General features: G+C 70.1%; 1 pseudogene. It reads right to left on the reverse strand.

Annotated elements, in window-relative coordinates:
* Window positions 1-363: pseudogene (locus ABZ260_RS48805) on the reverse strand (serine/threonine protein kinase); the annotation flags it as partial.
* Window positions 364-385: the final 22 nt, after the last annotated feature.

Below are 385 nucleotides of genomic sequence, written 5' to 3' on the forward strand. Positions count from 1 at the left end.
CACGATCGCGGTGTTGTCGTGGCTGCCGGTGATCGCGGTGCGTCCGTCGGGGGTCACCGCCACCGCGTACACGGGACCGGTGTGGTCTTTCAGGGTCGTGAGCTTGACGGGGTGGGTGCGGTCGGCCAGATCCCACACGATCGCGGTGTTGTCGTGGCTGCCGGTGATCGCGGTGCGTCCGTCGGGGGTCACCGCCACCGCGTACACGGGACCGGTGTGGTCTTTCAGGGGGGCCTGCTTGACGGGGCGGGTCCGGTCGGCCAGATCCCACACGATCGCGGTTTCGTCGCCGCTGCCGGTGATCGCGGTGCGCCCGTCGGGGGTCACCGCCACCGCTGTCACGTAGCTGGTGTGGCCTTTCAGGGTGGTCTGCTTGACGGGGCGG

This window comes from Streptosporangium sp. NPDC006013 (assembly GCF_040614275.1).
In the GTDB taxonomy this organism is placed as follows: domain Bacteria; phylum Actinomycetota; class Actinomycetes; order Streptosporangiales; family Streptosporangiaceae; genus Streptosporangium.